Source organism: Streptomyces sp. NPDC002868 (assembly GCF_055563295.1).
This window is the reverse complement of record NZ_JBVHDR010000001.1, coordinates 872,222-894,716: the sequence shown is the minus strand read 5'-3', so window position 1 is coordinate 894,716 and position 22,495 is coordinate 872,222. Positions and strand designations below refer to the sequence as shown.

Genomic DNA, 22,495 nt, shown 5'->3' with positions numbered 1-22,495 from the left:
GCGCACCCATGGCGACCGAGACCGAGGAGCCGACGCTCACCGTCGACGAGCTGGCCGCGCGGGCCGGGGTCACCGTGCGGACCGTTCGCTTCTACAGCACGCGCGGGCTGCTGCCTCCCCCGGCGATCGGGCCGCGGCGGGTCGGGCACTACGGCCCGGGCCATCTGTCCCGGCTGGCCCTCATCGAGGAGCTTCAGCACCAGGGCATGACCCTCGCCGCGATCGAGCGCTATGTGGAGCAACTGCCGGAGGACCTGAGCGCGCACGATCTAGCCGTCCACCGTGCGCTGGTGGCTTCCTGGGCGCCGGATTCGGCCGAGGAGGCGTCCCATGCCGACTTGGAGCGCCGTGCGGGGCGGTCGCTGAGCGAGGAGGACATCGACCGGCTCGCGGCGATGGGCGTCCTGGAGCACGCGGGCGACGCCGACGGCTACCGGCTCGACCCGGGGCTGCTGCGGCTCGGTGTGCAGCTGCTGGACGTGCCGATCGCGCACGAGACGATCCTCGCCGCCCGTACCGTCCTGCTGAAGCACACCCGCTCCGCCGCGCACGAACTCACCCAGCTGTTCCGGGACGAGGTGTGGAGCCCGTACCGGGAACGGGAGTCGGACCCCGAGCATGTCGCGGCGATGAAGTCGCTGTCCGCCCATATGCAGCCGATGGTGGTCCAGGCGCTGGTGACCGCGTTCCAGCGGTCGCTGAAGGAGGAGCTGCGGGCCGCGTTCGCCACGGAGTAGTACCACCGAGTGGTACGGCGCAGTCGTACCACTCGGCGTTGCTGCCACTCGGCGGTGGACGCGGCCCCGGCCGCGACGGTCAGGCCACGACGGTCAGGCCTCGTCGCTGAACTTCTCGCCCCGCTCCGCCTTCTCGACCAGCAGCGCCGGCGGGTCGAAGCGGTCGCCGTACCGCTCGGCGAGCTCCCGGGCGCGCGCAACGAAGCCGGTCAGTCCGCCCTCGTAGCCATTGATGTACTGCAGCACGCCGCCCGTCCAGGCCGGGAAGCCGATGCCCATGATGGAGCCGATGTTGGCGTCGGCGACCGACGTCAGCACGTTCTCCTCCAGGCAGCGGACCGAGTCCAGCGCCTCCGAGAAGAGCATCCGCTCCTTCATGTCCTCGAAGGGCACGTCCACCTCGGAACGCGTGAAGTGCTCGCGCAGGCCCGGCCACAGCCCGGTCCGCTTGCCGTCCTCGCCGTACTCGTAGAAGCCCGCCCCGCCGCTGCGGCCCGTACGCCCGAACTCGTCGACCATCCGGTCGATCACGGCGTCCGCCGGGTGCCCGGACCAGGTGCCGCCGGCCTCCTCGACCGCGCGCTTGGTCTCGTTGCGGATCTTGCGCGGCAGGGTGAGCGTCAGCTCGTCCATCAGGGAGAGCACCTTCGCCGGGTATCCGGCCTGCGCGGCGGCCTGCTCGACCGATGCCGGGTCGACGCCCTCGCCGACCATCGCCACGCCCTCGTTGATGAACTGGCCGATCACGCGCGAGGTGAAGAACCCGCGCGAATCATTGACGACGATCGGGGTCTTGTTGATCTGGCGGACCAGGTCGAAGGCGCGGGCCAGCGCCTCGTCGCCGGTGCGCTCGCCCTTGATGATCTCGACGAGCGGCATCTTGTCGACGGGCGAGAAGAAGTGCAGCCCGATGAAGTCGACGGGCCGGGACACGCCTTCGGCGAGCACGGTGATGGGCAGGGTCGAGGTGTTGGAGCAGAGCAGCGCGTCCGGCTCGATGACGTCCTGGATCTCCTGGAACACCTTGTGCTTGAGCGCGGTGTCCTCGAACACCGCCTCGATCACGGCGTCGCAGCCCGCGAGATCCGCGGGTTCCGCGGCCGGCGTGATGCGGGCGAGCAGCGCGTCCCGCTTGGCCTCGGTCGTACGGCCCCGGGAGAGCGCCTTCGCCAGCAGTTGCTCGGAGTAGCCCTTGCCCTTCTCTGCGGCATCCAGAGACACGTCCTTGAGGACGACTTCGATGCCCGCCCGGGCGCAGGAGTACGCGATGCCCGCGCCCATCATCCCCGCGCCGAGGACGGCGACCTTGCGGACCGGGCGCGGCTCGATGCCCCCGGGGCGGTTGGCGCCGGAGTTGACCGCCTGCAGGTCGAAGAAGAACGCCTGGATCATGTTCTTGGCGATCCGGCCGGTGACCAGCTCGGTGAAGTACCGCGCCTCGATGGTCTGCGCGGTCTCGAAGTCGACCTGGGAGCCCTCGACGGCCGCCGCGAGGATATTGCGCGGGGCGGGGTAGGGGGCGCCGGCGGTCTGCTTCTTCAGATTCGCGGGGAAGGCGGGGAGGTTGGCGGCGAACCGCGGGTTGGACGGGGTGCCGCCGGGGATCTTGTAGCCCTTGACGTCCCAGGGCTGCTGGGACTCGGGGTTGGCATCGATGAAGGCGCGCGCCTTGGCGAGCATATCGTCGGTGGTGGCGGCCACTTCGTGGATCAGGCCGTTCTCCCGGGCCCGCTGCGGGGAGTACTGCGTACCCTGCAGCAGCACCTTCAGCAGCGCGTCCGCGATGCCCATCAGCCGTACGGTACGGGTGACGCCGCCGCCCGCAGGCAGCAGGCCGAGGGTGACCTCGGGCAGGCCGATCTTGGAGCCGGGCGCGTCGAGTGCGATGCGGTGGTGGCAGGCCAGGGCGATCTCGTAACCGCCGCCCAGCGCCGCGCCGTTGATCGCCGCGACGACGGGCTTGCCGAGGGTCTCGATCTTCCGCAGGGCGTGCTTGATGGCCATGCCGGTGTCGAAGACCTGCTCGGCGTTCTCCGGACCGACCTTGATCATGTCCTTGAGGTCGCCACCCGCGAAGAAGGTCTTCTTGGCGGAGGTGAAGATGATGCCGCGGATGGAGTCCTTCTCGGCCTCCGCGCGCTCTGCGATCGCCGCGATGGAGTCCTTGAAGGCCTGGTTCATCGTGTTGGCGGACTGATTGGGATCGTCGAGGACGAGGGTGACGACGCCGTCGTCGCTCCGCTCCCAGCGGATGGTGGTGCTCTCGGTCATTGCGAAGTCTCCATGAGGTCTGGTCGGGCCGGGGCCCGGAAGGTCGCGAGGCGGCCGCCGCGCACGCGCGTCCCTGTGGACGGTGCGCCGGGGCCGTAGGGCTACAGGCGCTCGACCACCGTCGCGATGCCCATGCCGCCGCCGACGCAGAGCGTGACGAGGCCGTACCGCTTGCCCTGGCGCTCCAGTTCGTCGATGACGGTGCCGAGGATCATCGCGCCGGTGGCGCCGAGCGGGTGGCCCAGGGCGATCGCACCGCCATTGACGTTGATCTTGTCCAGCGGGAGGTCCAGGTCGCGGGCGAAGCGCAGGACGACACCGGCGAACGCCTCGTTGATCTCCACGAGGTCGATGTCGTCGATCGTGAGCCCGGCCCTGGCGAGCGCCTTGCGGGTGGCGGGCGCCGGGCCGGTGAGCATGATGGTCGGCTCGGAGCCGGAGACCGCGGCGGAGACGATCCGGGCGCGCGGGGTCAGTCCGTACCGCTCGCCGACCTCCTTCGTGCCGATCGCGACGAGCGCCGCGCCGTCGACGATGCCGGAGGAGTTGCCCGCGTGGTGTACGTGGTCGATCTTCTCCACCCAGTGGTACTTCTGCAGCGCCACCGCGTCGAAGCCGCCCATCTCGCCGATGCTGGCGAACGAAGGCTTGAGCGCGGCGAGGCTGTCCGCGGTGGTGCCGGGGCGCAGGTGCTCGTCGTGGTCGAGGACGACCAGGCCGTTGCGGTCGCGGACGGGGACGACGGAGCGGTCGAAGCGGCCGTCCTTCCAGGCGTCGGCGGCCCGCTCCTGGGAGAGCGCAGCGTACTCGTCGACGTCGCGGCGGGAGAAGCCCTCGACGGTGGCGATGAGGTCGGCGCCGATGCCCTGCGGGACGAAGCCCGTCTCGTAGTTGGTCATCGGGTCGGCGAACCAGGCGCCGCCGTCGGAGGCCATCGGCACCCGCGACATCGACTCGACGCCGCCCGCGAGCACCAGGTCCTCCCAGCCCGAACGGACCTTCATCGCGGCCATGTTGACGGCCTCGAGGCCCGAGGCACAGAAGCGGTTCTCCTGTACGCCCGCGACCGTGTCGGGCAGCCCGGCGGCGATGGCCGAGATACGGGCGATGTCGGAGCCCTGGTCCCCGACGGGGCCTACGACGCCGAGCACGATGTCGTCGATCGCCGCCGGGTCGAGGCCGGGGAAACGGTTGCGGATTTCGTGGATCAGACCGACCACGAGGTCGATCGGCTTGGTGCCGTGCAGGGCGCCATTGGCCTTGCCGCGCCCGCGCGGGGTGCGGATCGCGTCGTACACATACGCTTCGGTACTCAAGACAGCAGCCTTTCAATGAGGGTCAGGCGAGAAGAGAACGGCCGATGATTTCCTTCATGATCTCGGTCGTGCCACCGTAGATCGTCTGGATACGGCCATCCGTGAAAGCCCTGGCGACGCGGTATTCCGTCATATAGCCGTAGCCGCCGTGCAATTGCAGGCAGCGGTCGGCGACGCGCTTCTGCAGCTCGGTGGCCCACCATTTGGCCATCGACGCGTGTACGGCGTCGAGTTCCCCGTTCGAGTGATCCACAATGCAGCGGTCGAGGAACGTACGGGTGACAGCGCATTCGGTGGCCATTTCGGCGATCTCGAACCGGATGTGCTGAAGCTTGGAGAGCGGCCGCCCGAAGGCCTCGTGCTCCTTCACATACTGGGTGGTGATCTCGAGCAGATACTCTGCGGCGGCGATTCCGGCGACCGCTATGCCCATCCGCTCCTGCGCGAGATTGGTCATCAGATGGATGAAGGCGCCGTTCAGCTCGCCGAGCAGATTCTCCTTGGGGACGCGCACGTCATTGAAGAACAGCTCGGCCGTGTCCTGGGACTTCTGGCCGATCTTGTCGAGGTTGCGGCCGCGCTCGAAGCCGTCCATGCCGCGTTCGACGACCAGCAGTGAGAGGCCCTTGGCCCCGCCCTCGGGGGTGGTCTTGGCGACGACGACCACCAGGTCGGCGAGGATGCCGTTGGAGATGAAGGTCTTGGAGCCGTTGAGGATCCAGTGGTCGCCACCGTCCTCGGCGGCGGTGCGGATGCCCTGGAGGTCGGAACCCGCGCCCGGCTCGGTCATCGCGATGGCGGTGATGATCTCGCCGCTGCAGAAGCCGGGCAGCCAGCGCCGCTTCTGCTCCTCGGTCGCGAGGCCGGTGAGGTAGGGGCCGATGATGTCGTTGTGCAGTCCGAGCGCGAGCCCGGCCGCGCCAGCCCGGGTGAACTCCTCGGCCAGGACGGCGCTGTAGCGGAAATCGGCGTTCCCGCCGCCTCCGTACTCCTCGGGCACGGCGAGTCCGAGCAGTCCCTGCTTCCCCGCGGCCAGCCAGGCGTCCCGGCTGACGATGCCGTCCTTCTCCCACTGCTCGTAGTGCGGCAGGACCTCCTTGGTGAGGAAGGTCCGGACGGTCTCGCGGAACGCGTCGTGCTCGGCGGTGAAGATCTGACGCTTCAACTCTCGCCCTCCTTGGCGGGCTCAGCGAGGCCGGGCAGCTCCCAGTCGCGGGCCACTTCTGCGGTGTCGGCGCCCGGCTGGGCGGGGCCCCGGTACACGGAGCCGGGTGTGGCGGAGAAGCGGGGCGCGGGCGCGGGCTGGGTGAGTCCGCCGTGGTCGACGAAGGTTCCGCGGGCCGCGAGATGCGGGTGCGAGGGGGCTTCCCGCAATGAGAGCACCGGGGCGACACAGGCGTCCGAGCCCTCGAAGACGGCGGTCCACTCCTCGCGCGTCCTGGTCTTGAAGCGGGCGGCGACGGCGGCGCGCAGCTCGCCCCAGCGGGCGAAGTCCTTACGCGCCGGAGCCTCGTCCTTGATGCCGAGCAGCTCGATGAACTCGTTGTAGAACTGCTGCTCCAGTGCGCCGACCGCCATGTACTCGCCGTCGGCGGTCTCGTAGTTTCCGTAGAAGGGGCAGCCGCCGTCGAGCAGGTTCGCCCCGCGCCGGTCCTGCCAGCCGCCTGCCGCCATCATCCCGTGGATCATCGTGGCGAGATGGGCGGCTCCGTCGACGATCGCCGCGTCCACGACCTGGCCCGCCCCGCCCTCACTGCGGGCGTGTTGCAGGGCCGCGAGCACTCCGACGACAAGATAGAGCGAGCCGCCGGCGTAGTCGCCGACGAGGTTGGCCGGGACGGCCGGCGGCTCGTCGGGCTTGCCGATCATGCCGAGGGTGCCGGTGACGGCGATATACGCGATGTCGTGTCCGGCGCGCTGGGCGAGCGGTCCCTCCTGGCCCCAGCCGGTCATCCGCCCGTACACCAGGCGCGGATTGCGGGCGAGGCACTGCTGCGGCCCCACGCCGAGCCGTTCGGCGACGCCGGGCCGGTAGCCCTCGATCAGCACGTCGGCCCGCTCGACCAGGTCGAGGACTTGGCCGGGGCCGTCCGCCGCCTTGAGGTCGATCAGCACGGAGCGCTTGTTGCGGTTGGTGAGGTCGTACGCCGGATCGATGCTCAGCCCCGAGCCGCCGGGCCGGTCGACCCGTACGACATCGGCGCCGAGGTCGGCCAGGAGCATGGCGGCGAACGGACCGGGCCCGATGCCCGCCAGTTCGACCACTCGCACTCCGGCCAGCGGGCCGGTGCCCATCGCTGCCATCAAGCCCCCAGCACTGTGACACAACTGATGTAACACCAGTGATGGTAAGAACGCGTTCCACTCGGCACAAGGCCCCGGGCCGAGCAAGCGCTTAGAATTGTCCGCAGCCTACTCCCGTACGGCGGCACCCTCAGATCGTCGAGGCGCCCCGGCGCGGCGGACGATCCGGGCCGCGCGGCCCGGCATGTTACTGATGGGAAACGCATCTTCTTCCCGACCCCGTTCGCACGCTAGCCTCAGCCACCGACACGACCGCGGGGGCAACGGCGGAGGGGCCATTGAACAGGCAGAACGGGACCGGTCGCGCGCAGCGCCCGTACGACATCGTGCTCTTCGGAGCGACGGGCTTCGTCGGCGTGCTCACCGCGGAGTACCTCGCGGCGCACGCGCCCGACGGATGCCGCTGGGCCGTCGCGGGCCGCAGCCGGCAGAAGCTGGAGCGGCTGCGTGAGCGCCTTGCCGCCAAGCATCCCGGCTGCGCCGAGCTGCCGCTGATCGAGGCGGACGCGGACGACCCCGACGCGCTGCGCGAACTCGCCGAGTCCACTCATGTGGTGGCCACGACGGTCGGCCCCTACATCTGGTACGGCGAGCCGCTGGTCGCCGCCTGCGCGGAAGCCGGGACCGACTACGTCGATCTGACCGGCGAGCCCGAGTTCGTGGACCTGATGTACGTACGCCATGACGCGCGGGCCCGGGAGACCGGGGCGCGGCTCGTCCACGCCTGCGGCTTCGACTCCGTCCCGCACGACCTGGGGGCGTACTTCACCGTCCAGCACCTTCCCGAGGACGTGCCGCTGCGCGTCGACGGGTTCGTACGCTCCAACGCCACCTTCTCCGGCGGGACGTTCGCCTCCGCGCTCACCGCGATGGGCCGCGGCCGGCAGATGCTGCGCGCCGCGCACGACCGGCGGCTGCACGAGCCGCGGCTGGTGGGACGACGGGCGCGGGCCCCGCTCGCCGGGCCGCGGTTCAGCCGGGAGACCGGCGCGTGGGCGCTGCCGCTGCCGACGGTGGACCGGCAGATCGTGGCGCGCTCGGCGCGGGCATTGCCGCGGTACGGTCCGGACTTCCGCTACCGGCACTACGCGGCGGTCCGCACGCTTCCCATGGCGGCGGGTGGTACGGCGGCCGTGGGAGCGCTCTTCGGTCTGGCCCAACTACCCCCTGCCCGGCGCTGGTTGTCGGACCGGATCAAGCCGGGCGAGGGTCCGGACGAGCGGCGCAGGGCGAAGAGCTGGTTCTCGGTGCGTTTCGTGGGCGAGGGCGGCGGCCGCACGGTGTTCACGGAGGTCTCGGGCGGCGATCCGGGCTACGACGAGACGGCGAAAATGCTCGCCGAGTCGGCGCTGTGCCTGGCCTTCGACCAACTGCCTGGCGCCGCGGGGCAGGTCACGACCGCGGTCGCGATGGGTGATGCGCTGCTGGAGCGGCTGCAGGCGGCCGGCATCCGGTTCCGGGTGGCCGCCACGCGCTGAGGAGCCCGGGAGCCGGCCGCGGACATGTGCGGCAGGTCAGCCGGTCAGCGCCGTATAGACCATCGATCCCACCCAGCCGAAGCCCGCGAGGGCGGCCAGGATGAGCACAGCCGTCACGATGCGCTCGACGGGGTGGGTGGTGATCTCGGTTGCGCTGTGCGTCGTCTGAGTCGTCATGCCAGGGAGGATGCCGATCGCGCCCGGCTCCTGACATCCGCTCAGATACTCAGTTCGCAGCCGCTGGTACCTAGGTACTCGCTTCGCTGCCTGGGCAGTTACGCAGTCGCCTCCGCGAGGGCGCGCCGGCACAGCCGGTCCGCCAGCCGCGTGCTCTCGGGGAGCCGGTAGCCGGGCGCGAGGCGGAGGGTGTGTGCGCAGGCGTTGTCGAGCGTTGTGCGGTGGCCGACGGAGACGAACACCGGCTTGACGCCGCCCTGGGTGCGCAGCGCGCGGCCGACCTCCTCGCCGTCGTCCGCGCGCAGTGGCGCGAAGTCGCCCCGCAGCGGCCCGAGTTCGCCGTAGCTGAAGGCGAAGGGGTTCTTGGCGACACCGATCACCGGCAGCCCGGTCAGTACGCCGAGATGGCTGGCGAGCCCGAACCGGCGGGGGTGCGCCCGGCCGTAGCCGTCGCAGACGACGAGGCCGGGGTCCCGGGTGAGGGACTCCAGGGCAGCGAGCACGGCCGGGATCTCCCGGAAGGCCAGCAGCCCGGGCACGTAGGGGAAGGCGACCCGGCCCACCGCGGTGGCCTCCTCGACGACCGTGAGCGTCGCGGCGTCCAGGACGACGGCCGCCGCGGCGACGACATCGCGCTCGTCGTCGTACGCCACATCGACGCCGGTCACCAGGCCCGTACCCGGCTCCGGTCCCGGCTCGTCCAGGACGACGCGCGTGCGCAGCTCGTCCTGGACCGCCAGGGCCGTACTCTCGTCGGCGGGCCAGTCGGCGGGCGTCTCGATGATCTTCATGATGCCGTCCACCCTACGACCGCCGCTCGATATCGACGTGCCGTAGCCTGGCGATCATGTTCGTACTGGAATTGACCTACACCGCACCGGTCGAGCGCGTCGACGAGCTCCTCGAGGCACATGTGGCCTGGCTGGACGCACTGTACGAGGAAGGCGTGTTCATCGCGTCGGGACGCAAGAACCCGCGCGACGGCGGGGTGATCCTGGCCGTCGGGGACGACCGCGCGCGGATCGAGAAGATCGCGGCGGCCGACCCCTTCACGGTCGGCGGTGTGTGCGAGTACCGGATCACGGAGTTCATCGCCACGAAGACCGCGCCCGAACTCGCCCCGTACAAGCAGCAGTTGCCCTCGTAGCGACTAGAACTCCAGCCGCGCGACGCGGCCCTTCTCGCCCGATGCCCAGCACCCGAAGTCGGGCGTGCAGTCCACCGTGTCGTACGAACCGGTGTCGACCGTGCGCCAGCTGCGGCCGCCGTCCAGCGTCAGATCGGTTCCGGTCGGTCCGACGGCGAGCGCGGCCGACCTGCTGTGCGGCAGCCAGGCCACGCCGGAACGGTAGGCCGGCGGCGGTGTCTTCGACTGCTGCCAGCTGCGGCCGCCGTCCCCGCTGACCGCTCCGGCGTTCGGGGACGCCTGGCCGGCGCGGTAGTCGCCGCCCACGGCGATGCCATGGGCACGGTCACGGAAGGCGAGCCCGAAGACCCCACGCGCCGGGTCCCCGGCCGGGACGGTCGATTCGGCGACGGTCCAGTTCAGGCCGCGGTCGGCGGAGTGCAGCACGCGCGCCGTGGCGCCGCCGCCGGTCGCCAGCCAGACGTCCTTCGGCCCGGAGCTGACCAGACACTGGCCGCTGGCGGCGAAGGCCGCCTCGCCCGGCAGCGCCGTCGGCATACCGGCATTCGGCAGCACCTTCCACGACTTTCCGCCGTCGCCGGTGGACAGGATGCGGTACTTGCCGTCCACCGGGTCGCTCATGGCGAGGCCGTGCCGGCTGTCGAAAAAGGTGACGCAGTCGTAGAACGCCTTCGGGTCGGTATTGCGGAAGGACTCCGTCCAGCTCGCCCCGCCGTCCTCGGTGCGAAAGACCCGGGACGCCTCGCCCTCCCCGATGGCCAGCACCACCGCGCGCCGGCTGTCGAATGCCTCGATGTCGCGGAACTCCAGCTCGCCCGCCCCCGGCGGGGAGACGTTCCGCCAGCTGCCGCCGCCGTCCGCGGTGCGCAGCACGGTGCCCTTCGAGCCCGCGACCCAGGCGGCGTTGCGGCTGACGGCCGCGAGGCCCCTGAACCGTACGTCGGCGCCGGTGTCCTTCAGGCTCCAGCTCGGCCCTTTCGCGCTGCCCACACCGCTACCGGTCTGCTCGGCCGCCTGCGCCGGTGCGGCCAGCGCCGCGGCCACCGCCGCCGCGCACAGTCCCACCGACACCGTTCGTCTCGTCTTCCCCATGGACGTCATGGCGCTGGAAGCTAGCCCACGGGCCGGACCCCGTCCAGGGTGCGGCCGGTGGCCCGCGTTCATACGCTGGGCTCATGTCCCAACCCAAGGAGTACGAGGGCCGGGAGGCCACCGTCACCTTCGAGCCGCGACGCTGTCTGCACGCGGCCGAATGCGTACGAGGTCTCCCGCAGGTCTTCGACCTCGACCGGCGGCCGTGGGTGCAGCCCGACGGCGCCGCCGCCGACCGCGTCGCCGAGGTGGTGCGCCGCTGCCCGTCCGGCGCCCTGCAGTACCGGCTGTCCGACGGCGCCGCGGAGGAGCCCGACCGGCCGACCACCGTCGGCCGGACCGTCGCCGGGCAGCTCGTCATGCGCGGCGATCTCGACATCCGCACCGCGCACGGCGACCGGCACGAGACGCGAGTGACACTGTGCGGCTGCGGCGCGAGCGGCAATGAGCCGTATTGCGACCATTCGGGGCCCTGCGCCGAGCGGTGACGCAGGTCACCCTCCCTCCCGATGCACGGAATCCGTCTGTCTGTCGTCTCTCCCGGTGCAAGGGAGACGTCAGCGAGCCGCGCAAGAAGGAGCAGGCCTTGTCCACCGTCATCGAGCAGGCCGTGCGGGCCCGCCTGGTCGCCTCCGCGCCCCAGATGGAGTCTGTTCCGATAACGCTGCGTTACGACCGCGAGGATCCCTTCGCCGTACGCATGGCCTTCCCGCCCCCGGCGACGCTGGAGGGCAACGAAGTGTCCTGGGCGTTCTCGCGGGAGCTGCTCGCGGCGGGCATCGACGCCCCGGCCGGCGTCGGCGACGTACGCGTCAGGCCCTACGGCTACGACCGTACGGTGGTGGAGTTCCACGCCCCGGAGGGTGTGGCGATGGTGCATGTCCGCACCAGCGACCTGCGCCGCTTCCTCAGGCGCGTCCATGGCATGGTCCCCACCGGCCGTGAGCATCTCTACCTGGATCTCGACCACAATCTGGCCGAGCTGCTGCGCGACGCCTGCTGACTTCTGCCGGTTCGGCCGTCGGACGATAATGCGTTGACGCAGCCAGAGCCCCCTCGTACGGTGTACAGCGGTCCTGTTGTCGTCGATTGGAGTAGGACGTTGCTCGTCTGAGGTCCTGAGACACCGTGCGTCACAGCTTCTTCAACCATGCTGTGCGCTTCGCGTGCGACCTCGGCGTTCGAGCCGTCCTCGGCATTCGAGCCGTCCTCCCCGACCGGGCCCTTTTCCCCTCTTTGTCCCGGCGGCCGTCGCCCGCGCCGCGGTGTCTCCACCCGTTGCTCATGCCCTTTTCCACGCAACCGGGAGACCCGTATGTCTACTGTCCCCACGCACATCACCTGCTCCTCCCTCACCTTCGCCTGGCCGGACGGCACCGGGGTACTCGACGACTTCCAACTGGCGGTCGGCCCGGGCAGAACCGGCCTTACCGGACTCAACGGATCAGGAAAATCAACGCTGTTGAGGCTGATCGCCGGTGATCTGACGCCGACGGGCGGAACGGTCCACACCACGGGCGAGGTCGGCCACCTGCCGCAGAACCTGGTGCTCGACACCGCACTGCGGGTCGACCAAGTGCTGGACATCGCCGGGACGCGCGCCGCGCTGCACGCCATCGAAGCGGGCGATCCGAGCGAGGAGCACTTCACGGCGGTCGGCGACGACTGGGACGTCGAGGAGCGGGCGCGCGCCACCCTCGACCAGCTCGGGCTCGGCCACGTCGGCCTGGACCGGACCATCGGCGAGGTGTCGGGCGGCGAGGGCGTCCTGCTGCGGCTGGCCGCTCTGTTGCTGGCCAGGCCGGATGTGCTGCTGCTCGACGAGCCGACCAACAATCTCGATCTGTACGCGCGCCGAAGGCTGTACGAGGCGGTCGCCGCCTGGTCCGGCGTGATGGTCGTGGTCAGCCACGACCGTGAACTGCTCGAGCTGGTCGACCAGATCGCCGATCTGCGCGACGGGGAGGTCACGTGGTACGGCGGCAACTTCTCCGCGTACGAGGAGGCGCTCGCCGTCGAACAGGGGGCCGCGGAGCGCATGGTGCGCGTCGCCGAGGCCGACGTACAGCGGCAGAAGCGTGAACTGGCAGACGCCCAGATCAAGTTGGCCCGCCGCAAGCGGTACGGACAGAAGATGTGGGACTCCAAGCGTGAGCCGAAGATCGTCATGGGTGCGCGCAAACGCGCGGCCCAGGAGTCGGCGGGCAAGCACCGCATCATGCACACGGAGAAGCTCACCGAGGCGAAGGAGCGGCTCGACGAGGCCGTGGACGCGGTCCGGGACGACGACGAGATCCGTATCGAGCTGCCGTACACCAAGGTCCATCCGGGCCGGGGCGTGCTGCGGCTGAGCGAGCTGCGGCTGCGCTACGGAGCCGAGGTGAAGGGAGAGTTCGAGGTCCGCGGCCCCGAGCGGATCGCGCTGGTCGGCCGCAATGGAGCGGGCAAGACGACTCTGTTGCGCACGATCACCGGCGAGCTGGCGCCGGTCGCCGGTGAGGCGGTGGCCGAGGTCCCGCTGCGCTTTCTGCCGCAGCGGCTCGATGTGCTGGACGACGGGCTGAGCGTGGTGGAGAACGTGGCGCGGTTCGCGCCGGACGCCACCAACAACCGGATCAGGGCGCGGCTCGCGCGCTTCTTGTTCCGGGGCGCGCGCGCCGACCAGCTCGCCGGAACGCTGTCGGGCGGGGAGCGGTTCCGCGCGGCGCTCGCCGCACTGCTGCTCGCCGAGCCGGCGCCGCAGCTGCTGATGCTCGACGAGCCGACGAACAATCTGGACATGGCGAGTGTGCGGAAGCTGACGGCGGCACTGGAGTCGTACGAGGGGGCGCTGATCGTGGTGAGTCACGATGTGCCGTTCCTGGAGTCGATCGGCATCACGCGCTGGCTGCTGCTGGACGGTGAACTCCGTGACATCACCGCGGACGAGGTACGGGAGGGTGAGCTGCCGATGGCGTGACCACGCGCCTCGCTCCGGGGATTCCATCGCCCCGGGGCGGCGGGTCATGATGGGCCGACCGGACCGTATACCCCCTGGAGAACCCCCCGTGCCCAGCAGGAAAGCCCTGATCCGCCGCCCCAGCCCGCGCCTCGCCGAGGGCCTGGTCACCCATATCGAGCGCTCCCCGGTCGACGTCGATCTGGCGCTCCAGCAGTGGGAGACGTACGCCGAGACCCTGCGTGAGCACGGTTGGCGGACCGTCGAGACGGAGCCGGCCGACGACTGCCCGGACAGCGTCTTCATCGAGGACACCGTGGTGGTGTTCCGTAATGTCGCGCTGATCGCCCGCCCGGGCGCCGAGTCCCGCAGGCCGGAGACGACGGCCGTCGAGGAGACCCTCGCCCGTCTCGGCTGCTCGGTGAACTGGGTGTGGGAGCCGGGCACCCTCGACGGCGGCGACGTCCTCAAGATCGGCGACACGATCTATGTGGGCCGCGGCGGCCGGACGAACGCGGCGGGGGTGCAGCAGCTGCGCGCCGCCTTCGAACCGCTCGGCGCCCGCGTCGTGGCCGTGCCCGTGAGCAAGGTGCTGCACCTGAAGTCGGCCGTGACCGCCCTGCCGGACTCCACCGTCATCGGCTACCCGCCGCTGGTCGACACCCCGTCCGTCTTCCCCCGCCACCTCCCGGTGCCCGAGGAGTCCGGCGCGCATGTGGTGCTGCTCGGCGGCGGGAAGCTGCTGATGGCGGCGAGCGCGCCGAAGACGGCGGAGCTGTTCACGGATCTCGGCTACCAGCCCGTGCCGGTGGACATCAGTGAGTTCGAGAAGCTCGAAGGCTGCGTGACCTGCCTCTCCGTACGTCTCCGTGACCTGTACGCATAACAGAACGTAACCGGACATCCGTCCGGCGGGCTTGGCCCATGGCTTACTGCGGCTTTAACCTACGGTTTCGTAACCTACGAATCCGTAAGTAACTCTCCCGTCCCCAGGAGCACCCGTGACGATCGCCTCTCCCCACCTCGGCAGTTCGGAAGCGTGGACAGACGCCCGACTGCTGTTCGCGCTGGAAGAGGTGGTGGAGAAGGAACTCAACCGCCATCTCAAGGTCGCCAAGGACTGGATGCCGCACGAGTACGTCCCGTTCAGCGACGGCCGCAACTTCCCCGGCTTCTTCGAGGACGGCCAGGCCTGGGAGCCCGAGCAGTCCAAGGTCACCGACATCGGCAAGATCGCGCTGGTCGTGAACCTGCTGACCGAGGACAACCTCCCCAGCTACCACCACGAGATCGCCAGCCTCTTCGGCCGCGACGGCGCCTGGGGCACCTGGGTGCACCGCTGGACGGCGGAGGAGGGCCGGCACGGCATCGTGATGCGCGACTACCTGCTCACCTCGCGCGCTGTCGACCCGGACAAGCTGGAAGAGTTCCGGATGGCGCACATGGCGGAGGGCTTCGAGTCCGACAACCGTCACTCGATGCTGCACTCGGTGGCGTACGTCGCCTTCCAGGAGCTCGCCACGCGCGTCTCGCACCGCAACACCGGCCACCAGTCGGGCGACCCGGTCTGCGACCGGATGCTGGCGCGGATCGCGACCGACGAGAACCTGCACATGGTCTTCTACCGGAATCTGCTGGGCGCGGCCTTCGAGATCGCCCCTGATCTGACGATGCAGGCCGTGCGTGACGTGGTGGTCAACTTCCGGATGCCGGGACACGGCATGCCGGGCTTCGAGCGGGCCGCCGCGCAGATGGCGATCGGCGAGATCTACAACATGCGGATCCACCACGACGACGTGCTCCAGCCGGTGCTGCGCTTCCTCAAGGTGCTGGACATCGACGGTCTCGGCCCGGAGGGCCTGAAGGCGCAGGAGGAGCTCGGCCTGTACATGGGCGGGCTGGACTCCGAGGCGAGCAAGTTCGACGAGAAGCTCGCGGCGCGCAAGGCGCGGATGGCGGCGCGGGCGGCGGGCTGACCGTCCCGGCCGCTCCCCCGGCCGCTCGGGTCATTCGTACGCCGTCACCCTGCCCAGGGCCGCATCGCGCACGTCCGCGTCCGCATGGCGGCGCAGCTTCCGCAGCTGTACCCGCCACGGCTCGGTCCAGGAGGTGCGGGAGCCGGCGGCCGAGACGAGCGTGACGGCGAGAAGACCCTCCGTGTGGCCGCCGGCATCGGCGAGCTGCCTGGCGGCGGCGAGCAGCGTCCCGGTGTCGCCGGGCCTCTGCCTGCCGCCGATCCGCTTCTCCAGCACGTCGGCGGTGCGCACGACGAGTGCGGGGCGGCCCTCATGGAGGCTGACCAGCCGGTCGAAGGCGGCGTGCAGCTCTGCCGCTCCCGCGTTCAGATCGAGGGATTCCACCAGCAGGGCCGCGGCCTGCGGGACGAAGGCGTCGTGGCGCGCCAGCAGCTCCGCGGCAGCCGTCAGTACCGGGCGCAGCGCGCCGGGCCGCGACACGGTCTCCCGGGAGAGCCTCGCCACGAGGTATTCGACACGGCGGCGGGCGGGCCGGTCACGGTCCGTCCCCGCGTCGTCCAGGTCGTACGCGTCGTCCGCGGCCGCCGTATCGGCCGTGACCAGCGTCTGGAGCGCGCGCTCCACGGCACGGCATGCTTCCGGGCCGGAAGGCGCGGCGGAGGCGAGCCCGTCCGCGGCGGCGTGCCAGGACTGCCGCTTGTCCAGCCGGGTGACCGCGGCCACCAGGACGGCCGAGGCATCGGGCGACCAGGGCACCCAGCGCGCGACCGCCTCGTACGCGAGCGCGGCGAGCTCCGCGTCCTCGGTGTCGCACACCTGCCGGACCAGGCGGGCGTAGCGGGGCCGGTCCGGCTCCGGCAGATCCATCGGCAGCACCCGGAGCACGGCGGTACGCAGCACCGTGTCGCCGGCCGCCGCTTCCTTCAGCAGCTGCCAGGTCCGTTCGTCGCCGAGCAGCGGGGCGGAGAAGGCCACACACGCGGCGCGCACATCCCGGTGCTGGTCCCGCATGGCGTACGCGTCGGCCAGCACACCGGCCGCCTCGGGCAGCGGAAGCCGGGTGGCAGCCAGCCGTACGGCCTCCTTTCGGCTGGTCACCCTGGCGGTGCCGGGCGCCAGTACGCCGCTCAGCAGCGCGCCGAGCCGTGACGGCCTTGCGTACCGGGAGGCGCGGGTGGCCGCGTGCACGGCGACGCGCGCCCGGTCGCCGCCCGCATGGGCGAGCAGTTCGGACAGCACGTCGGCGGGCCGGTCGGTCCACGCCAGTGCGGCGATGGCAGCCTCCGCGAGCACCACATCCTGCGACCCTGTCCAGCGGCGCGCCACGTCGGCGCCCACGTCCGGGATCCGCGCGGCGGACATGAGAGCGGACGCACGCGCGTACAGCGGAAGCGATTCGTCGTACGCCGCGCACTCCAACTGGCGTGCGGCTGCACGCTGTTGACGTGCGGTCCAGCGCCGGACATCGACGCCCACCGGCACGGTCCAGTGGGTGCCCTTGGTCAGGAATCGCCCGTACGGCGGGGTGTCACCCAGCAGCCGGTAGAGCAGATCGGTACGGCGCGTGCTCAACACCCCTACGACAGCGGGGAGTACGGCGGCCGAGGGCTCGTGGATGACAAGCCGCTCCACACGCTGGTCACGTCCGCCATGCGGTTCGAGCCAGAGCCCGACTGCGGTCTGTGCGGTGGAGTTGTCGCCGAACCGGACGGCCTGCCAGAGCAGATCCTGCAACTCCGGCATTCCGGCCGCGCGCCGGCCGACCGCACGGGCGAGAGCGAAGGCGAGGCTGAAGTCGGCCTTCTCCGCGCCCGCCTCGATCCAGGGGCGCAGCGCCTCGAAGACCGCGTGCTCCTGGCCGCGGCGCAGGGTGCGGTCCAGCCGGCCGAGATCGGCGCCGCCGGTGCTTCCCGAGATGCGTACGAGGGTGCGCAGCGCCCAGTTCACCAACTGCCGTCGGCCGGTTGCGGCATGCTCGCGCAGCACGGCGATGGCGAGGCGGCTCAGCGCCTGGCGGGTGTCCGGGGAGGAGTCGCGGGCTGCCACGGCGTCGGTGGCCACGCGATCGAGGTGCGGCTCCGCGTCCTCGGTGAAGAGTGCGGGCGGGGTGGCGGCGAGCGCGTCCATCGCGGCCGAACGCACCGGGTCCTGCTCATTGCACAGCCGAGACATCTCCTGCAGTACGGCGGTGACGGCGTTGGGGTCGCCGGAGCGCCCGGCGTTGCGGATCAGCAGCGGCCAGGCCTCGGCACGATCCTCCGCCGACGCACGGTGCGTGGCCGCGACGAGCTGCTCGCGCGCCTGCGCGACGGGCAGATAGGACTCGGCGAGCAGCACCGAACTCCAGCCCGCTCCACGCTCCTTGGCCCGGCCCGCCGTCCGGCGCGCCTCGCCCGCCACGTAACTGCGCGGCAGTACGTCGAGAAGCTCGGCGTTCACCGTGCACGCCTCGGGCCCGCGCTCCGCGAACACGGCCTCGTGGAAGGCTCCGCGGCGGGCCGGCGGGTGGGCTTTGACGAGCCGGGCGTACTCGTCGTAGTGGGCTGCCATGACCTGGCCCAGCTCGACGAGCAGATCCTGCGGTGCGTGACGTGCCAGGTGCCGCAGGACGGCCGGACGCAGCGATGTGCCGCGGCGGATGGCGTGGCCTTCGGGGGCGAGCAGCATGCGGACCACGCGCGCCGGGTCGGCCCTGGTCAGCGCTGGGATGCTCGGGCGCAGCCGGACGGGCAGGGCCGCGGGTCCATGCCGTACGAGCAGATCGAGGACGCGCAGCGGGTCGGCAGTGGTGACGGAGGCGACGGCATCGGCGTACCGCTGCCACCAGTCGTCGCGCAGCGACTCGGGGAGCGCGGACAGTTCACGCTCCGCGGTGTCGAGGAGAGCGCCGGGATGGCGGGTGCCGAGCCCCGTCCAGCCGCGTACGGCATGGAACAGGGCGGGCAGCAGCCGCGCGACGGTTCCGGCCCCGCACCCCGGCAGCAGCCGCGCCGCCTCGACGTCGCCCCAGGTCTCCCGGATCCCGTCGATGACGCGGTCGGCGAGCGCGGAGCGGCGCGCGGCGACTATCGCGTGCAGCAGCTGCCTGCGTACGGCGGCGGGGGCGTCGTCGAGAGCGGCGACGAAGGCGTCGTCGGGCACGCCGACGCCCGTGGCCACGCGCAGGGCCTGGCCGCGGACGAACGAGTCCGGGTCCGCGAGCCGGGCTCCGACCCACTCGGCGTCCCCGCCCACGGCGGCCGCGACGACGGCGAGACCACGCTCATAGGGGCCGCGCTCATCGAGCTCGGCCACCAGCGGTCGCAGCTCCGCCGGGTTCATCTCCCTTGCCTTCGCGGCGAGTTCACTCATACGCAGCGGGTACGGAAGGGGGTCGAGCGCGTCCAGCAGGCGGTCCGCCTGGTGCAGGGGAGTGTGAGCCATGGAGGGATTCTGCCTGCTGAGTCGTCACGGCGGGCGGTCAGGTGGTCGCCAGGCGCAGCGTGAGCGCGGCGATGGCGAGGACGAGGGGGATGGCCGCGTTCGTGGCAGGGTCCCGGACGCGCAGGTGGGAGCCGACCGCGCCGATGAAGTAGAGGATGACGCCGCTGGCGGCGGCGACGCCGAGCGGCCACCAGAACAGGCCGATGAGGAGGCCGACGGCGCCGGCGATCTCGGCGGTGGCCAGGAGCCAAAGTTTGTCGACGGGGAACCCGACGGTCTGCATGACCTTGAGCTGGGCGGGGTCCTTGCGGAGTTTGCCGGTGGCCGAGAGCACCAGGAGCGCGGCCAGCAGGGCAGAGACGACGATGGTGGCGATGAACATGTGAGGGTCCTTAGAGCTGGTCTGGAGCGGTGGTGATGTTGAAGCCGGGCAGCACGTAACGCCCTGCGAACCGGGGCGGTCCCGGTGGCGTGTCGGCGGTGTCGCCGCACGCAAGCATAAGCGGACTTTACCCCGCTTGCATTCCGGGCCGGTAGAGTGAGCCCTGTGGATCAACCCGTCCTGCCCTTGGGAGCACCCCGCGTCGAGCGTGCCGACGCCGTACGCAACCGGCTGCATCTGCTTGCCACGGCCCGCGAGATGCTCGCCGAGCAAGGCGCGGACAGACTGACCATGGACGCGCTGGCCGAACGGGCGGGTCTGGGCAAGGGGACGGTTTTCCGCCGCTTCGGCACCCGCGCGGGCATCTTCCAGGCGCTGCTGGACGACGACGAGCGGGCCTTCCAGGAGCAGGTACTGTCCGGGCCGCCGCCACTGGGCCCCGGCGCTGCGCCGCTGGACCGCCTGATCGCCTATGGCCGGGCCCGCATCGGCTTCCTGATCGGGCACCGCGAGATCGCCCGCGCCGCCCTGGACGGCAGCCAGCCCGTACCAGCCGGACCAGAAACAAGCATCTCCCGCATCCACATCCGCATGCTGCTGGGGCAGATACGTCTCGGCGCCGCCGACCTCGACGTCCTGGCCGTCCAGCTCACCGCCGCACTGGACGGCCCTCTCCTGCTCTACCTGTCGGCGTCCGACCTCACCGAAGCCGCCCACCAGACCGAGGAGCGGCTCGGCAAGGGCTGGCAGGACCTCGTACAGCGCATCTGCCGATCTTGATCAACAAAGCCCGACCCGACCGGTCGCGATGCCCTGCCCGGCACATAGCGGGTGGGGGTCGCGGCGCGGGGTGCGGCATCGGGGAGGAGGCCGGGCAACCGACCGTACGGTGCGCGGTGCAGGGCGTCGACGAGCAGCAGCGCGCCTCGGTCGCTCAACTGGGCTGCGGATGCGTAGAGTTCGCCGACCATACCGGGTGCGATCAGCAGCGCCTGAGCGAGCACCGGGAGACCGGCCGGGTCGAGTCCGGCATTTACGAGATCGGGGGTGCGCAACGAGGCCGCGGGACGGGGCGGGAGGTGGCCGCCGCCTCGGCCGGGATCAGTTCTGCGCCTGCTTGAGGCGGTACCGCTCCTTCTCCGACAGCCCGCCCCACACCCCGAACCTCTCGTCATGAGCCAGCGCGTACTCCAGGCACGCCACTCGCCCCTCGCACGCCCCGCACAGCTGCTTCGCCTCGCGCGTCGACGAGCCAGGGGCCGGGAAGAAGAATTCCGGGCCCGTCTGGGCGCACAGCGCGGTCTCCTGCCAGGAGAGTTCTTGGTCAGTGGTGGTGTTGATCGGCATGCGGGACACATTCCCCCGTGGCGATAAACGCCGGGTCAATGAAGCATCAACGACCCCCTGGTTTTCGGCCACCCCCTGGCATCAGCCCCCGCATCAGCCCTCCGTCTGCACCCCCTGCATCATCGCGAAGCGCGCGCCCGCCGGGTCCGCCAGCTTGGCGAAGCGGCCCACGCCCTCCATGTCGACCGGGGCCAGCCTGACCTTGCCGCCCAGCTGCTGCGCCTTGGCCACCGACGCGTCGCAGTCCTCGACCTCGAAGTACGGCAGCCAGTAGGGACCGTCCGTCTCCACCGGGTCCGCGGCCAGTGGGACGATGCCGCCGAACATCGCCTCCGCACCCGCGCCCGCCGGGTTGACCATCGTGTACGAGCCAGTACCGTCCGGCAGCGGCATCGTCGATGTCTCCCAGCCGAAGATTCCGCTGTAGAAGTTGAGGCCCGCGCCCGGGTCGTCGGTGTACAGCTCCGCCCAGCACAGCGTGTTCGGGTCGTTGACGACGTCGAGGCCCTTGATCTGGCCCGGCTGCCATGTCGCGAAGCCCGCGCCCGCCGGGTCGGTGAAGACCGCCATGCGGCCCATGTCGAAGACGTCCATCGGCTCGAACAGCACCGCGCCACCGCCCTGCTCGACCGCCTTGGCCGTGGCGTCGGCGTCCGGCGACTGGAAGTAGATGGTCCAGCCCGGACCACCCTGCTCGGGGCTCACCGTCATGCCGCCCGCGACGGTCTTGCCGTCCAGCTGGTACATGCCGTAGCCGCCGGCCTCAGGGCCCGCCGACTGGAAAGTCCAGCTGAACAGGCCGCCGTAGAAGGCGTTCGCCGCCTCGATGTCGGGCGTGCCGAGGTCGAGCCAGTTCGGGGTGCCTGTGACAAAACGGGTGGTGAGCATGGTGCGCTCCTTTGGGGGATCCCGCTGTCTGACGTCCCCGAGTCTGCTACCGATCCCGCACCGGCGCATCCAGAGTCGGCCCGGTACACGAAATCCCGCTGGGTCCAGCAGCGACTCCAACTCCGAAGTCCACACGTCTACCTCGTCCAGTACCTCATCCAGCGGTCGTCGAGGCGGGTGCGAGGCGGGCGGCCTGGGATGGAGCGGTGAAGTCAGTCATGACGCCCTCTTCGGTAGAAGCGGGAGGGGCAGATCTGCTCCTGCGCCCCGCGATGCTGCGGCCTGGGCCATTCGACGGACAGGTGCCGTCGCCCTCGGCGTTCGCCGGACCTCAGCTCTGGGCCGTGGATGTCATGGACTGCCGTGCGGCCGCGTGGCGGGCAGCGCCGGGTGTGCTGGATGGTCAGGAGGAGGTGCGGCTCGCGAGGTTCCGGCAGGCCGCCGACCGGGATCGGTACGTCTGCGCCCATGTCGCGCTGAGGCTTCTGCTGGGCGCGTATCTGCGGGTGGCACCCGCGGACGTGGAGCTTGTACGCAAACCCTGCCCGGGGTGTGGGGGGCCGCACGGCAGGCCGGCCGTGCCCGGCGACCCGGTGCACTTCTCGCTGTCGCACAGCGGGCAGTTCGCGCTGCTCGCGTTCGCTCGTACGCCTGTCGGCGCGGACGTGGAGCGGGTGGTGACCGCGCGGGCGACCGTCGACAGCGTGCTCGGCACCCTGCATCCCGAGGAGATCCGCGAGCTGCACGCACTTCCCGAGGATGCCAGAGGCGCCGCGTTCACTCGGCTATGGGCTCGCAAGGAGGCATTTCTGAAGGCCCTGGGCACGGGGCTGAGCCGCGGTCTCGCGACGGACCACATCGGTTCGGCGGCACGGCACCCCGCCGGCTGGTGGCTGGCGGACGTGGCCGTGCCGGCTGCCGATTACGCGGCCGCAGTGGCCCTGCACACCGGAGCGGAGGCGGGTCACGCCGCTCCTCGTTCTTGGTGAGCCGGGAACGAGGAGCGGCGTGACCCGTGC

General features: G+C 70.9%; 21 protein-coding genes. 10 read left to right on the top strand and 11 right to left on the bottom strand.

All coding sequences use genetic code 11. The features are described from left to right. The first annotated feature begins 8 nt into the window (after positions 1-8). The gene (locus ACZ3H8_RS04160) at positions 9-737 is read left to right on the top strand and encodes a MerR family transcriptional regulator (protein ID WP_467397101.1); all 729 of its coding nucleotides are present in this window, start codon (positions 9-11) and stop codon (positions 735-737) included. Positions 738-830: 93 nt separating this feature from the next. On the opposite strand, the gene ACZ3H8_RS04155 is transcribed toward ACZ3H8_RS04160, so the two are convergent. From ACZ3H8_RS04155 to ACZ3H8_RS04140, 4 genes are all read right to left on the bottom strand, one after another. Then, a complete protein-coding gene (locus tag ACZ3H8_RS04155; RefSeq protein WP_467397098.1) occupies positions 831-3,008 on the bottom strand; it encodes a 3-hydroxyacyl-CoA dehydrogenase NAD-binding domain-containing protein in 2,178 nt (725 codons plus the stop codon). Between the two features lie 101 nt (positions 3,009-3,109). After that, positions 3,110-4,324 (bottom strand): acetyl-CoA C-acetyltransferase, encoded by a 1,215-nt coding sequence (locus ACZ3H8_RS04150; RefSeq protein ID WP_467397096.1) that lies wholly within the window; start codon positions 4,322-4,324, stop codon positions 3,110-3,112. A 22-nt stretch (positions 4,325-4,346) separates the two neighbouring features. Further along, positions 4,347-5,489, bottom strand: a complete 1,143-nt coding sequence (locus ACZ3H8_RS04145) for an acyl-CoA dehydrogenase family protein (protein WP_467397093.1) — start codon at positions 5,487-5,489, stop codon at positions 4,347-4,349. Beyond that, positions 5,486-6,628 carry a CaiB/BaiF CoA transferase family protein gene (locus tag ACZ3H8_RS04140; RefSeq protein ID WP_467397091.1) on the bottom strand — a complete coding sequence of 381 codons (1,143 nt, stop codon included), beginning with the start codon at positions 6,626-6,628 and terminating at the stop codon, positions 5,486-5,488. Before ACZ3H8_RS04140 ends, ACZ3H8_RS04145 begins: the two co-directional genes overlap by 4 nt. Positions 6,629-6,906: 278 nt before the next feature. Here ACZ3H8_RS04140 and ACZ3H8_RS04135 point away from each other — a divergent pair, with 278 nt between their 5' ends. Continuing rightward, positions 6,907-8,106, top strand: coding sequence for a saccharopine dehydrogenase family protein (locus tag ACZ3H8_RS04135; protein ID WP_467397088.1), 1,200 nt, complete (start codon positions 6,907-6,909; stop codon positions 8,104-8,106). Positions 8,107-8,142: 36 nt separating this feature from the next. Here ACZ3H8_RS04135 and mmpA read toward each other — a convergent pair whose 3' ends face one another. Next, the gene (gene mmpA, locus ACZ3H8_RS04130; protein WP_467397086.1) at positions 8,143-8,283 is read right to left on the bottom strand and encodes a morphogenic membrane protein MmpA; all 141 of its coding nucleotides are present in this window, start codon (positions 8,281-8,283) and stop codon (positions 8,143-8,145) included. A gap of 98 nt (positions 8,284-8,381) precedes the next feature. Then, complete coding sequence (locus ACZ3H8_RS04125; protein ID WP_467397084.1) at positions 8,382-9,074, bottom strand: endonuclease V; 693 nt, start codon at positions 9,072-9,074, stop codon at positions 8,382-8,384. 56 nt (positions 9,075-9,130) lie between these two features. Between ACZ3H8_RS04125 and ACZ3H8_RS04120 the strand changes: the two genes are divergently transcribed. Continuing rightward, on the top strand, positions 9,131-9,430 hold the full coding sequence (locus ACZ3H8_RS04120) for a YciI family protein (protein WP_389189952.1): 300 nt from the start codon (positions 9,131-9,133) through the stop codon (positions 9,428-9,430). Positions 9,431-9,433: 3 nt separating this feature from the next. On the opposite strand, the gene ACZ3H8_RS04115 is transcribed toward ACZ3H8_RS04120, so the two are convergent. Further along, positions 9,434-10,531, bottom strand: coding sequence for a WD40/YVTN/BNR-like repeat-containing protein (locus ACZ3H8_RS04115; RefSeq protein ID WP_467397080.1), 1,098 nt, complete (start codon positions 10,529-10,531; stop codon positions 9,434-9,436). Positions 10,532-10,605: 74 nt separating this feature from the next. Between ACZ3H8_RS04115 and ACZ3H8_RS04110 the strand changes: the two genes are divergently transcribed. The 5 genes from ACZ3H8_RS04110 (at position 10,606) to ACZ3H8_RS04090 (ending at position 15,436) form a co-directional block, all read left to right on the top strand. Next, positions 10,606-11,010, top strand: coding sequence for a (4Fe-4S)-binding protein (locus ACZ3H8_RS04110; protein ID WP_467397078.1), 405 nt, complete (start codon positions 10,606-10,608; stop codon positions 11,008-11,010). Between the two features lie 98 nt (positions 11,011-11,108). Next, the gene (ssgD, locus tag ACZ3H8_RS04105; protein WP_467397075.1) at positions 11,109-11,525 is read left to right on the top strand and encodes a spore wall synthesis regulator SsgD; all 417 of its coding nucleotides are present in this window, start codon (positions 11,109-11,111) and stop codon (positions 11,523-11,525) included. 312 nt (positions 11,526-11,837) lie between these two features. Continuing rightward, complete coding sequence (locus tag ACZ3H8_RS04100; RefSeq protein WP_467397073.1) at positions 11,838-13,481, top strand: ABC-F family ATP-binding cassette domain-containing protein; 1,644 nt, start codon at positions 11,838-11,840, stop codon at positions 13,479-13,481. 88 nt (positions 13,482-13,569) lie between these two features. Then, positions 13,570-14,346: a dimethylargininase gene (gene ddaH / locus ACZ3H8_RS04095; protein ID WP_467397071.1), complete on the top strand. Its 777-nt coding sequence runs from the start codon at positions 13,570-13,572 to the stop codon at positions 14,344-14,346. Between the two features lie 115 nt (positions 14,347-14,461). After that, the gene (locus tag ACZ3H8_RS04090) at positions 14,462-15,436 is read left to right on the top strand and encodes an acyl-ACP desaturase (RefSeq protein WP_467397068.1); all 975 of its coding nucleotides are present in this window, start codon (positions 14,462-14,464) and stop codon (positions 15,434-15,436) included. Positions 15,437-15,466: 30 nt separating this feature from the next. Here ACZ3H8_RS04090 and ACZ3H8_RS04085 read toward each other — a convergent pair whose 3' ends face one another. Together ACZ3H8_RS04085 and ACZ3H8_RS04080 are read right to left on the bottom strand one after the other, a co-directional pair. Continuing rightward, positions 15,467-18,859 carry a hypothetical protein gene (locus tag ACZ3H8_RS04085; RefSeq protein ID WP_467397066.1) on the bottom strand — a complete coding sequence of 1,131 codons (3,393 nt, stop codon included), beginning with the start codon at positions 18,857-18,859 and terminating at the stop codon, positions 15,467-15,469. A gap of 37 nt (positions 18,860-18,896) precedes the next feature. Beyond that, positions 18,897-19,241, bottom strand: coding sequence for a DoxX family protein (locus tag ACZ3H8_RS04080; protein ID WP_467397063.1), 345 nt, complete (start codon positions 19,239-19,241; stop codon positions 18,897-18,899). 165 nt (positions 19,242-19,406) lie between these two features. On the opposite strand from ACZ3H8_RS04080, the gene ACZ3H8_RS04075 reads away from it, so the two are divergent. Next, positions 19,407-20,021 carry a TetR/AcrR family transcriptional regulator gene (locus ACZ3H8_RS04075; RefSeq protein ID WP_467397060.1) on the top strand — a complete coding sequence of 205 codons (615 nt, stop codon included), beginning with the start codon at positions 19,407-19,409 and terminating at the stop codon, positions 20,019-20,021. A 321-nt stretch (positions 20,022-20,342) separates the two neighbouring features. On the opposite strand, the gene ACZ3H8_RS04070 is transcribed toward ACZ3H8_RS04075, so the two are convergent. Together ACZ3H8_RS04070 and ACZ3H8_RS04065 are read right to left on the bottom strand one after the other, a co-directional pair. Then, positions 20,343-20,588, bottom strand: a complete 246-nt coding sequence (locus ACZ3H8_RS04070) for a WhiB family transcriptional regulator (RefSeq protein WP_467397058.1) — start codon at positions 20,586-20,588, stop codon at positions 20,343-20,345. A gap of 93 nt (positions 20,589-20,681) precedes the next feature. Next, entirely contained in the window at positions 20,682-21,476 is a 795-nt protein-coding gene (locus ACZ3H8_RS04065; RefSeq protein WP_467397056.1) for a VOC family protein, read from the bottom strand. A 218-nt stretch (positions 21,477-21,694) separates the two neighbouring features. Between ACZ3H8_RS04065 and ACZ3H8_RS04060 the strand changes: the two genes are divergently transcribed. After that, positions 21,695-22,465, top strand: a complete 771-nt coding sequence (locus ACZ3H8_RS04060; protein ID WP_467397054.1) for a 4'-phosphopantetheinyl transferase family protein — start codon at positions 21,695-21,697, stop codon at positions 22,463-22,465. The last annotated feature ends 30 nt before the right edge of the window (positions 22,466-22,495 follow it).

Coding starts and splice junctions, on each gene's coding strand:
- ACZ3H8_RS04160 (WP_467397101.1), top strand. CDS start 9: ATGGCGACCGAGACCGAGGAGCCGACGCTCACCGTCGACGAGCTGGCC.
- ACZ3H8_RS04155 (WP_467397098.1), bottom strand. CDS start 3,008: ATGACCGAGAGCACCACCATCCGCTGGGAGCGGAGCGACGACGGCGTC.
- ACZ3H8_RS04140 (WP_467397091.1), bottom strand. CDS start 6,628: ATGGCAGCGATGGGCACCGGCCCGCTGGCCGGAGTGCGAGTGGTCGAA.
- mmpA (WP_467397086.1), bottom strand. CDS start 8,283: ATGACGACTCAGACGACGCACAGCGCAACCGAGATCACCACCCACCCC.
- ACZ3H8_RS04125 (WP_467397084.1), bottom strand. CDS start 9,074: ATGAAGATCATCGAGACGCCCGCCGACTGGCCCGCCGACGAGAGTACG.
- ACZ3H8_RS04120 (WP_389189952.1), top strand. CDS start 9,131: ATGTTCGTACTGGAATTGACCTACACCGCACCGGTCGAGCGCGTCGAC.
- ACZ3H8_RS04115 (WP_467397080.1), bottom strand. CDS start 10,531: ATGACGTCCATGGGGAAGACGAGACGAACGGTGTCGGTGGGACTGTGC.
- ACZ3H8_RS04110 (WP_467397078.1), top strand. CDS start 10,606: ATGTCCCAACCCAAGGAGTACGAGGGCCGGGAGGCCACCGTCACCTTC.
- ACZ3H8_RS04100 (WP_467397073.1), top strand. CDS start 11,838: ATGTCTACTGTCCCCACGCACATCACCTGCTCCTCCCTCACCTTCGCC.
- ACZ3H8_RS04085 (WP_467397066.1), bottom strand. CDS start 18,859: ATGGCTCACACTCCCCTGCACCAGGCGGACCGCCTGCTGGACGCGCTC.
- ACZ3H8_RS04080 (WP_467397063.1), bottom strand. CDS start 19,241: ATGTTCATCGCCACCATCGTCGTCTCTGCCCTGCTGGCCGCGCTCCTG.
- ACZ3H8_RS04070 (WP_467397058.1), bottom strand. CDS start 20,588: ATGCCGATCAACACCACCACTGACCAAGAACTCTCCTGGCAGGAGACC.
- ACZ3H8_RS04065 (WP_467397056.1), bottom strand. CDS start 21,476: ATGCTCACCACCCGTTTTGTCACAGGCACCCCGAACTGGCTCGACCTC.
- ACZ3H8_RS04060 (WP_467397054.1), top strand. CDS start 21,695: ATGACGCCCTCTTCGGTAGAAGCGGGAGGGGCAGATCTGCTCCTGCGC.